The sequence below is a fragment of the Bacteroides sp. 2201st1_D9_2201SCRN_220225 genome (genome assembly GCF_040928965.1).
Lineage (GTDB): Bacteria > Bacteroidota > Bacteroidia > Bacteroidales > Bacteroidaceae > Bacteroides > Bacteroides stercoris.
In genome coordinates, this window is record NZ_JBCODG010000103.1 from 1 (window position 1) to 11,337 (window position 11,337).

Annotated in this window: 6 protein-coding genes and 1 pseudogene; all 7 read right to left on the minus strand. The window is 41.4% G+C overall.

Annotation, left to right across the window (positions count from 1 at the left end):
- Positions 1 to 62: 62 nt before the first annotated feature.
- Positions 63 to 1,271 carry a hypothetical protein gene (locus AB5903_RS20700; RefSeq protein WP_368118205.1) on the minus strand — a complete coding sequence of 403 codons (1,209 nt, stop codon included), beginning with the start codon at positions 1,269 to 1,271 and terminating at the stop codon, positions 63 to 65.
- Between the two features lie 2 nt (positions 1,272 to 1,273).
- On the minus strand, positions 1,274 to 4,723 hold the full coding sequence (locus AB5903_RS20705) for a hypothetical protein (protein WP_368118206.1): 3,450 nt from the start codon (positions 4,721 to 4,723) through the stop codon (positions 1,274 to 1,276).
- The gene (locus AB5903_RS20710) at positions 4,724 to 6,427 is read right to left on the minus strand and encodes a hypothetical protein (RefSeq protein ID WP_195639753.1); all 1,704 of its coding nucleotides are present in this window, start codon (positions 6,425 to 6,427) and stop codon (positions 4,724 to 4,726) included.
- Positions 6,427 to 7,344: a hypothetical protein gene (locus tag AB5903_RS20715; RefSeq protein WP_060386496.1), complete on the minus strand. Its 918-nt coding sequence runs from the start codon at positions 7,342 to 7,344 to the stop codon at positions 6,427 to 6,429. The genes AB5903_RS20710 and AB5903_RS20715 overlap by 1 nt, the downstream gene beginning before the upstream one ends.
- Positions 7,345 to 7,348: 4 nt before the next feature.
- Positions 7,349 to 8,773 (minus strand): hypothetical protein, encoded by a 1,425-nt coding sequence (locus AB5903_RS20720; protein WP_368118207.1) that lies wholly within the window; start codon positions 8,771 to 8,773, stop codon positions 7,349 to 7,351.
- Between the two features lie 2 nt (positions 8,774 to 8,775).
- Positions 8,776 to 9,816, minus strand: coding sequence for a DUF6046 domain-containing protein (locus AB5903_RS20725; protein WP_195639750.1), 1,041 nt, complete (start codon positions 9,814 to 9,816; stop codon positions 8,776 to 8,778).
- A 1-nt stretch (position 9,817) separates the two neighbouring features.
- Positions 9,818 to 11,337 (minus strand): annotated as a pseudogene (locus AB5903_RS20730) (phage tail tape measure protein); the annotation flags it as partial.

Genomic DNA, 11,337 nt, shown 5'->3' on the forward strand with positions numbered 1-11,337 from the left:
TTCGAGCTTTGCCTTTTCTACAATTACGTACATATTGATTAAAGTTTAAAGTTGTTACTCAATTATTCATATACCGGACCCGTGGCAATGAATACCGTCTTTCCGTCAATCTGTGAGGAGATAACGGCACCTTCCTCGTCTCCCATCAGGGACTCACCTGTGAGAAGCCCCACTTCCGCCCACACCTGGAAGATATGTCCTGCCGGAAAACCCTTGTCCGCGGGAATAAACTCCAACGTCCGCCCGCCGGTTGCCAGCACCTTCTCCGGCTCGCCCGGCTTCGCACTCTGGCCTTTCCATGTGATGCGGAAAAGGTCATCGTACTCTATACCGTACTCGCGGCGGTTGTCGAAGATGCGTACCTCATAGGCGCTCGGCTGCTTCATATCATCGGAAAGGGTAAAACCTTTTGTCTGGATAATTTCGCAATTTAAGGAAACGGCCATCTCCGTTTTTACCTCAATAACCTTTTCCAGCCGCCCGTCCGTAGGGGCCTGCGGTCTGCTGCCCGCATACTCACAGGCACGGCAACGGAAGCTTGCACCAGTGACATACTTCGCCTGATACATCAGCTTGCGGGTGTACACTCCGTTCACATCATGGCAGACAATACCGGGGTCATCCGGTGTAACCGGGCGGTATGCTCCGTTTTCAAGAATGTCCCAGAAATATGCGGCGTGTTCATCATCCACGGGTTCGGTCCCTGTATAGAGCTGCGGTTCTATCTCCCTGTTCCAATAGCCGGAACGGTCGGCCAGGCGCAGCGGGTCGGTCACCATCACGGAATCCCCCTTCAGACGCAGCGAATACGCCTTGTTGTCATAAAGGTGCGCATAGGACTTCATGCTCCGTTCACAGCGGACCTCGCGGTTCGTACGCGGGTCCGTGAATATCGCGATACCGAAATACTCCACCGGCTTCTCCGGTGGCGTGTTCTTCCGGATGGTAAGCGCATATTTGGGCACACCGCCGCTGCCGTCGGAAATGCTGTAATACTCACCCTCGACGATGCGGTTGGCCGACTTGTCACGGGGCGCACCCTCGAACCACTCCACCCCCGTGAGTTCCATTTCACCGAATACCGTCTTCTCGTCGAATGCCGATACCTTCGGCACGATGACCAGCGGTGTCAGGGTCCGGTCGGGGCTGTATTCCCGCAACTGCTTGTCATAGGTCTGCACGGGACTGCCCGACAATACTATTATCTCTCCCTGGATGGAAAGGGGACTCACATAAATACGCCCCTGCTGTTTGTTACTCTTTATTCCCATAGTTATAATATGTCAAAACCAAATCTCTGTTCTATCTGCTGCATTTCCCCTTCAACCGGAATGAATACCCGGCAAATGAAGGCAACGGACCTGCTTACAAAGCCGAAGTCTGAACCGACCCCGTGCTGGTTCCCGTTGTCGATGTGGATGGCAAGCCTGTTTCCGTCCACATACTCAGGCGTCCAGAGGTTGTCCGCCGGAACATTGCCGCTGTCACGGAACCATTCCACTTCGGTGGCAGCGTCCGCCATTACATCATCCGTTATGTCAATTGTACCATAAAAAACGCGCCCGGACATTACCGTATCCACACCGCCTATGACGAATGCCTCCCCGCCTGAAAGGGAGAGCTGGAGCGAATACCTACTGTCGCCCTCAAGGAGTCCCCATGACGGGGAGTTCCATTTCGGTTCATCCGTTGTCTTATCTGACAGACAGCCCCACTTGCAGCCAAGGTGGTAGACCGTATGCTGTTCCAGCAGGGTATATTCGCTGCCGGAAGGCTTTGCCAGTTCGTGCTGTACAAAGCGATAAGGAGCGCCGCTCTGGGCCGTTTCCAGCGACCAGACACCCCGGTCTACCTTGTTGGGAACGACATCACCGTTGTGGTCGAGTTGGTAGAATTTCTCGGCAATGACCGTCTGTGCCATGACGCCTGTCTCATTCTCGGAAATCGGCAGCTTTTCAAGTGCCTTGGTACGGGGAAATCTGCCGATACTGATTGAGTAGTTGTAGTCCTCCAATATCGGCTTGTGTATATTCGATAAGAATAACATACTTTGTTTTCTTATATCGAATTTAAAATTTCTGGACCGTTCTAAATCTTCAATGTCAGCATTTCCGTAAACAGATACAAGCATTTGAGGCATAGGCTCGTAATTAACGCCTCCCGGAACATCTTCATTTGGATACATTACAACAGTGATCGTGTTCACAGATGTAGCTACATTTGTAATACGAAACCATGAAACTATCGGACTATTACTGTTAACGCACCCCCAGCAGATGTCTCCAATATGAAATAGGTCAATATCATTTGACAGGTTGTAATTAAATTTTAAATTATAACTATTGTCTTCATTTTTATCTACAGCCACCAACATTGCGGATTTTGTAGATGTGATATTGGCTTGTCCCTTACTGTTCCAACTAATACACCCATGTCCTAATGCACCGTCACCATTACTGTTTAAATACCAACTGTAGCCTCTCAGACCTGTTTTCCCAATTGTAATATCTTCTGGACTTGCTGTGGTTCCGGTATCGGAGAATTGACCCATGTATATGGCGTCTTCTTTTATTGTCCAATTTGCTATTTTTCCAGAAGCAGATTCAATTTCTCCTTTAAAATATGCAGACCCATCTTCTAAAAATCGAACATTGTTTTTGGAAAATATTGCCTTACCGCTTTTGTATATCCCCCATAAAACTTCTGCATACTCATTTTGAGCTATTATACTGCCCTCAGCATTAATGGATAGCTTTAAATCTTCAGTACAAATTTTATTAGTATCTATTACCCAGCCTGCAATTTTCCCCTCACGTTCATTAATATGAAATATGTCAATGCCTTCTTTATATCCGTAAACGCCTGCTCCATTGCCATTAGGACCTATATAAACTCCTGTGATATTTGTTAACCCTTCTTCATTTTCTATTTTTTTACCAACAAAGATTTTGGGTGTAATCAATGATTCGCCACCAATCACAGTTTTATTAGAATCCCAATCATCAATCCAACCTGGAGTATTTGCAATGTTACCCCATGATATAGTGACATCATCCCCAAGAACAACATGTCCATCATGATCCCATTCTATATTTTTGTTTGCCAAATACCCAGAGCCATCGTATCCGAGAAAAAACGACTTATTTTTAGTACCAATACCGCCTTTCCCATCAAAATTCAGTTGTAATAATGGATTTTGAATTGTTCCGCCAACCCCTCCTCTATTGAACCATGCGCCATAATCATTGGTTTCTCTCAATACATCGTCTGTTGGTTGGTATTGGGTAGCTGTATTACCTGACTCTAATTGTGGAGCAACAAAATAAATGTACGCACTTGGATCAACTAATTCTGGAAGTAAGGAAATCGTTAAGTCGTCATTCTCTTGTGGGGACTGTAACTCAAAAGAGATTTTGTGTCTTTGCCAATATAAGGTTGCACTTTCTTCTATTTGTATAGTGCCAATAACCTTATTGTTTTGAAGTACTGAGAGCTGTCCACCAGCCTCAGCATATAGCCAAAACGATAAGGTATAAGATTGGCCTATATTTTTCAATAGCCATTTATTGGTCTGTGCCCTCATTGTGGCATTGCCATCAATCTTATACACATTACCTACACCTGTTGGGTTGTCAATATGATCATCCGTGATTACAGGTGTTGTAAACTCCACATTCAATGAGTTAACGAAAGTATTTCTATGTATCTTTCCTGCATAAAAGGTTGCAGCAAATCCGTTTTCATCCCCTGCTGTTAAAGTTCCTGATATATGAGCAGAGCCAGAAGCAAAAAGTTTTTGTATATAACTTCCATAACTATCCAACTGCCCAAAAACAGGGTCTATAATGCCGGTTAGCTTTCCTACACGAGTGTGACAAGCATCATTAAAATTGGTAACACTGGAAAGCAAAATGATATTGAAGTCCGCTATCCATACTTCATCATGTGCTTTCATGGAAGATGTATCCAATTTTAGAGTACGTAAATACCTTCCTGAATAATCAATGGTAACAGCATGTAGTTTGTATTGCCAATCTGTCGTGACTGTATAATCCTCTTCTCCATCAATCCGTGTGCCGTCCTGAAAGCCCAAACTTATCTTGCAGGATAATTCACTGGAAGACTTGATTTTATAAGATATGAGCACTCTATTGGGATTTTTGACGTATTCTTTGAAGTCTTGTTGAATTCCAATAAAGTTTTTATCCTCTGTATCCTGTCGTTTTAAATGGAGCACCCGATAGTTATCCTCTATTGACGGCTGGTAATCAGCATCTACCGCCCCCTTCACTATATACTGAGATTTTGGGTTTGTATAATCTTTTGTAGCTACATTTTCAGGCCAACACAAGCTGGCATTTCTTCCAATGCCATCTATTACATCCATGTATGGCGACTGGTCATCAGAGCCTGTCAAATACATAGCGCCGGAACGGGAAGTGTCAAATAAATTGGTGATGCGTGCAAAATCCAATATCTGCTCCGATTTTGGCACATCTCCTTCGAGCAATGCTCCTATAAAATAATTACGCTCAACAGTTCTGCCGGTTTTAGGATCAAGTACCTCTTCCTTTCCGTAATTTAATACACACATTAAGGAATAAACTAAATTTTTACCGTCAAAATATTGTCTTCTGATTATATCTCCGGTGCGTAATCCTTGAGTTTTTTTTGTGTCGTGTTGAAGAGAAATTTTATATTTTTTGAATGTGTATATTGCCATTTATACTATTTCTTCTACCAAGTCTCCGGAACAAGAGTCACTGACCCACAAAGACCCATTAGTAACAGATTGCTTTTGTACTTCCAATTCATAGAATCTTGCTTTTTTACGAATTGTAAGCCCATCAAATGTCGCTTCTATATTGCCAGTCAATAAATTTTGAATAATCCCCCAACCGCTTCCTGCAAAACCACTGGAGAAAACAACGGAGCCAATATTGTTCACAAAATAGGCATCACCGTAATGCTTAACCCCATTTTCTAAAGCCAGCCAGTAGATTGAATCATTAAAGAATAGTTCATTGTCAAGAAGGCGGGTTTTAGAATTTGCAATTCCTATTGATTTTTCCCCCTCAATGGCTTTATTAAAAACAAAGAAATCAGCATCTGTAGAAAATTTAAGACTGGACGACTTTCGGTTTAACGGTGCGTATAAACTTGATGATTCTATATAGCCGAAAGATGACTCTTTTACTTCTATTGTTGAGGTGACATTGTCTCCAGATCCTTGATTATATTTGAATGGAGCCTCAAGGAATATCGTATCACCATTACTATAAAACCCTGGTCCGTCTTTTGTATTGAATCTTATGTAACGTTTGAAAATCAATCCTGCATCTTCGGAAGATTTCTTATATGTCTCAACCAATACATTTCCTAATCCATGACCGGCTTTAAACGATGCGGGGAAATAAGCAGAACCGAACTTTGAAATCAATTCATATTCACCGTCATCATCGTAAACACTGGTTTGTAGATTTATTTGTTTGGTGCCATCATCCCCAAAATTTAGAATTTTATCATTGGCAGAAAAAGATATGATATTGCTGTTTTTTGCATGAATAACGTAATTTCCATTCAACTGTATCCCTACCCATCCAATTAGGTTCAAATCGCCCCTTAACTGGGCTAATCTTGGAGCTGAAACGGACAATACATCTGTACCTTCAAACCCTAATTTAACACCATACAAAGCAGACACTGAAGATCCAAAAACACCGTCTCCTGATACAGATAAGTTTCCTGCAACTGTTCCGTCTTTCATGGTCCAGCTAACATCTTCTTTGTTAGAGTTGCCGGCATGATAAAAGTCATAATCTTTATACTTAATACCGTTATTGGAAATCTCCAGTTCTTCTAATGTGATGCGCCCACTGCACATGACATTACCGTCCAATAATATATTGCCTGCTTTAATGGACAGTATATAGCTCTCATACTTTAGTATATTCGCATTATTGATATACAGTCCACATGAAGACAAATGCAATTCTCCATCAATAGAGACGATGCTTGTCTTTTTATCTTGGTTAGGCTTAGAAATTTGATAGACATCCAGAATTTTGATGCCATTAAATCCTGCCGCAAAACCATACAAGGCGTTCAATTTCCCCGCCATAGAATCACCGTTGATGGAAACAAAACCGCCTCCACCTTCCCCGCCATCACCGCCTCCCGTCAAACTACCGACAATCGTATTTGCCAATAAATAAGCAGCGTTTTTTCGGGTAATATCTTCATAATCACTTATTTCATCTTTAATTTTCTCTTCATTGACTACATATCCATCAACGTACTCTGGCCCTGTAAAATCAGGGAGTGTTTCGTGAGATGCTTGCTCCATACCTGACACGAAACGATTGTACATTGTTTCCAGTATGCTCCCCTTTTCTATTTGTGATATACCTTCATTTAGTTTTGCCATTATTCTGCGACTTTTACGGTTTTTGATAAAAATCCTGATATGGATGCCTTATATGAATTAACTTTTGCTTGTAGAGACACAAATTTGGCTAAGTTGGCTGGTGGCTGAGGACCCATCATTGTTGGTGTCATCATTTGGGATAATGTTCCTAACCAATCAACCAATAAAGTTGCTAATTGATTTCCTAATACGCCGGGTTCCTTAGCACTTCCACTACCCAAATACACCCCATCCTCTTTTATTACAATTTCCTTGGCATTGTATTTGGCCAAAATCTGTTTGGCATCAAGAAGTATTTGGCTTTTATCATGCTGAGATACAATGTTATCAGCAGTGACTTGAAAAATACTTTTATCTGATTCATTATCCCCCTTAGCTACCTCTGACAATATAGATACAGGGGTGTAAGTGGTGTGCGCATGAACCCCTGTCTTTTCCAGTTCATCTATATCAGGAGAGTCCTCAGAGTCCTCCCATTCCTTGGTTTCTGTGACCCCAATAACAACTTTATTGTGTGCATCTATTTGTACTGTGTCAGCATGAGAATATTGGATAACGTATTCACGCAATGTTGCGGGGTCTGTTGTGATTACTACGTCTGAATAAAGATAAGGGATAATCACCATACCGTTTTCATTGTTTTGGATAGCAGAAAGGTACACCCCTTCATGCAAACCTACCGGCAAGCCATTTTCCAAAGACTGTTGTTCTGAAAGGCTTGATAAATATTCTTGTACATCCACCGTTCCACACAGCGCATCATCAGCGTCAGTATGAACTTTTACAACGTAACCTGATATTTTAGATGTGTTTTTCATTACGTTGGTACGTGGATTAACTAACTTATGAAAAGCTATTTGCCTGATTGCTTCATAGATAGTTTCGTTTGCGCTTAAATCGTTTGTGATGTGTTTCATATAATTATTCTTTTTCGGGTTTTGCTATGCAATACGGCAATTTCAGGGTTTGCCGAAAACCACTCACTCCAAATTTCGTATTCACTTCTTCTACACGATACCAACCGTTTTTCTCAGGTTCTCTGAAATCTAATAACTCAACTTTTGCAGCAGCTTTAATGTTTAGATCTCCGAATATAACCAAGGTTCCATCCACTCCATTTTGGTTATAATTCTCAAAATATTCTTCAGCTTCCTGAACCAATTTGCTTTCTGTAACACCTATTTTTCTGGATATGTAGGGGATAACAGTGTATTTGCTTAAATCAACACGGTCTCTGGACTTGGATTTAGTGACCGCCCCCAACTTCATAGCTTTTGTACTCAGTTTGGTTTCATTGAGAAGTTGAAACTTCTTGTGTTCGGTGTCGCTGCTTCCAGTCCATTCCGGATTTAGCCTTATAGTTATACTATATTTAATCTGCTTTTTTCCTTCCATTCGGAATCCCTCGGCTGAAACAGCCAGATATGCCGGATCTACGTTCATTAGTGTAAGGTTGTCATTTGCCACATGGTAATTGAATTGAATCAATGTTCCCATTGATGGTTCGCTGTCGTTCTCTATAAGCATGTTTTTGTTCTTGGAAAAGGGCATTCCAACCTTTATATATGGCTTGTCGTTATCATAACAGAGAAAACAATACAAACCATATTTTCCCCATTCGGTTAGTACATCTGCTATCGTAAGGTCATCACTTAATTGGATTTTTCCGATGTTTATTTTCTCTTTTAAGGTGTCTGGGTGTAACTCCAATCCTGTGCCTTTCAATAGATCGTACTTTCCTCCAGCCTTTAATAAATCTGAAATGGTAGCATTGTTTATCAGGATGTTTGGGCAAGTCTTCCGTTTAAGGTTACTCGCAACACTTTCACATTTGATTTCTATTGGAGTGGAGACGCCACATTTGACAATATATCCATCAAAATTAGGCGCGTGTCCCAACGCTTCTTTTTCCATTTCTTGCTGGCGGGCTTTTTCATTCGCAAATATTTTTCCTTTGTCCCGGTAATATCCTAAATATATACAGATTCGTTGCCCAACTTTAAAGTCTTTTGGTTGGGCCACTGAATAACCGGGACGCTTTTCGATTATCGCCCCATCGTTCAAACGTTCGGTGTATATAGAAGTAACCCCATCTTCTTCTATTCCATTAGCTGTAACAGTACGTTTTATCACAGTCCCTCTTGGAAATCTTACAGAAGCTGTACCTATAAGTTTTTTATAAGACTCTTCTATTTCTATACTTTGACATTCACGCAATACCAGGCACTTGTTCTCGTCCGGATCGCTAATGTCTATAACCTGTTTATCGGATGGTTCCCAAATTATAATTTTGCATACCAAGATGTCCAATCCGTCTTGGTATGCAATTGCATTAGAACTCTTCATAATTAAATCACATTTGATGTTAATGTTTCTATCATCTGAGCGGCCTGATTGGCGGCAGACGCTTTTACCTGGTCAAGCAATACCTTAGCCCACCCCTTTTTATTCATTTGCGATATTTCAATATTAGTTCCATTGATAGTGTCTTCAACGACTTTCACCGCATCATCAGGTTCAACGGCAACACATGTGAAGCTGTATGGCTGAACATTCTTGAACCCCTTTTTCTGCCCCATATTGAAATCTTTAATCAGAATTTGAGTAACATTAAATTGCTGGAACATCAGGTTAAATACCTGAATAACACCCTTGTGTTGCATTAATGTAATGAATTTGGATACTTCTGCATATGGATATACGTCCGGATAATTACTTGTAATTTCTCCTGTTACAGTGAAACTAACGTCGCCCCCTGAAATCAATTCTTTACGAGAACAATCTCGCCCCTGCACCTTAGTAAGCACGAGATTGTTAGAACTCTGTGCCTGCACAATGGCTCCCAAATCCAAGAACACCAATTCTCCAGGCACTTTTACCTCTGTAGCTGCATTTAGCGAAGAACTGACAGCAGCTTCATTACTTAGCCCCTTTATTTTATCCCAATATGTATTAAAAGCCGTTGATTGTGGCTGGCCGCTCTCGTTTTTAATCCAAAGAAGTAACCCCTCGTTCGCCGGCTTTCCCCGATACTTTAAAGTTACCCCCTGCTTATTAAAGGTGTCTTGATCTGTTTTCTGACCATTCTCTATGATTTTTTGGAGTTCTTTTCCCTGATTATTTTGATAAGACTCAGCAGTTTTTTTTCTGTCCAACTGGCGTATATATTTAGGATAAAGGTCATTGATGGTGGCAAAAGTCATCTGCATCATTGTTCTTTTTGCAGCGTACACAAACACATTACTGTATCCTCTATTGGATATAAACTTCAACTGACCATCTCTTTTTTTATAATTAGCGGCATAAAAAGCTGCATTTATACCTGTATGCGCTAACCCATTGCCGACATTTATTGTTAATTTAGAAAATGAAGAACTGACAAAACTCATATTATGCTATATTTTCATTAAAATCTTGAACTACATCTAATAAAGCTGCGGCCATTTCCCGTTTTATATTTGCCAGTGCCGCAGACTGCCTCTCATCCGTCATATCAATGGTTTGGTGATCAACGCGCATTAAATTCTCAATACGTACTATCATTTGTTTGGGAGCGGCATTGTAATTATTATAATGGCTTTTGTATTTAGATTGGTCCAAACCATTATGAATACTGGAAGCCAAATCTTGGTCTGTTGTCGGATCCAATTGAAAGGCGTCCTTGCCTGATTTGGGAGTATATATTTTCCCGGTTGTATCTACCCATTGAGGGGTAGCGTATGGAGCAACCGACTTTGATACATACTTTACACCACCAAAGATTGCGGTCTCCCCTTCGCCCTTAGGTCCATAAAATCCACCAGCTGGCAGTACATCCCCTTCTTTCAAAAGATTCTGTATAGGCGTTCGGTTTATGAACGGGGCAAACAATGATTTGTGCCCGGAATATAAATCATCATACCAGGAAAGCAATCGGTCAAATGTTTCTGTAATATAATCAACAGCAGCCTGTTCGCTCTCTAAATTATATTTATCTGGATTGTTTACAATATCCTGCACGCGCTTGGTCCAACCTTCGGTTCCGAACAACCCTTCTGTAGGATCAAATAAGGGGCCAAACAATCCTTGTAATATTCTTTGGGTTCTTATAGGGTCTATGGTTTGGCCGGATTCAAAATCCCTAAGAATTGAAGCATAATCGTTCCACGCGCTAATTGTTCCCTGCATAATCTTAATCAGGTGCCGTATATACGCTTGTGAACGGTGCACGTCCCCTTCAGTCATGTCATCGTGGAATGTTTCTGCACTAATCCAATCCCATTTAGGATCCCAACTACCCATTTTAGGAATAAACCTATCTGCGGCATTCCTTAATATATTAGACAAATCCTTGGAATTGCGAGCAGAAGTGGCTGTGTGCAAAAGATATTGGCTCAAATCCAGATTCTCTTTGGAATTATGATCCGCCAATTGAGCCAGCATCATTTGAACAGCTACCTGTTCGCTTATTTCTCCATTACTCGCAAAAACATTTGTATTTGTCCCGCTTAAAGTACGTCCGTGCAATTCATACGCATAATAATTTTCCCCGTTCAATCCTTTTTGGAAAGTCTGCTTCATTCCCAAAGCATTGAACAATGAGCGGAAAGTTTTATCTACGCCTGTCCATTGGTCTGCGGCTTCCAATCGTTGTAACAATTCCGGATCTCTGCCTGCGGCTGTATCAAAGAACTTGGTCTGATCATCCACGCTTTGTTTGGGACCGTTCTTTTCTATCCAATAACGATGCCATAATTCAGTAGACTGGGCAATACGCTCGTTTTGGGTTAACAATTCGTTATTGAATATGCGCATATTACCTATCATTAAAGCATCCGGGTCTGACAGTTTAAGTTTGTCGACATTCAAATTACGATAACTTTGTGCCCATGCTTCATTGGCCTGACGGGCGGCTTCTGTTATTTTATATG

Bases quoted from the DNA above. Each gene is read 5' to 3' on its own strand.
- AB5903_RS20700 (WP_368118205.1), bottom strand. From the start codon at position 1,271: ATGGGAATAAAGAGTAACAAACAGCAGGGGCGTATTTATGTGAGTCCC.
- AB5903_RS20705 (WP_368118206.1), bottom strand. From the start codon at position 4,723: ATGGCAATATACACATTCAAAAAATATAAAATTTCTCTTCAACACGAC.
- AB5903_RS20710 (WP_195639753.1), bottom strand. From the start codon at position 6,427: ATGGCAAAACTAAATGAAGGTATATCACAAATAGAAAAGGGGAGCATA.
- AB5903_RS20715 (WP_060386496.1), bottom strand. From the start codon at position 7,344: ATGAAACACATCACAAACGATTTAAGCGCAAACGAAACTATCTATGAA.
- AB5903_RS20720 (WP_368118207.1), bottom strand. From the start codon at position 8,773: ATGAAGAGTTCTAATGCAATTGCATACCAAGACGGATTGGACATCTTG.
- AB5903_RS20725 (WP_195639750.1), bottom strand. From the start codon at position 9,816: ATGAGTTTTGTCAGTTCTTCATTTTCTAAATTAACAATAAATGTCGGC.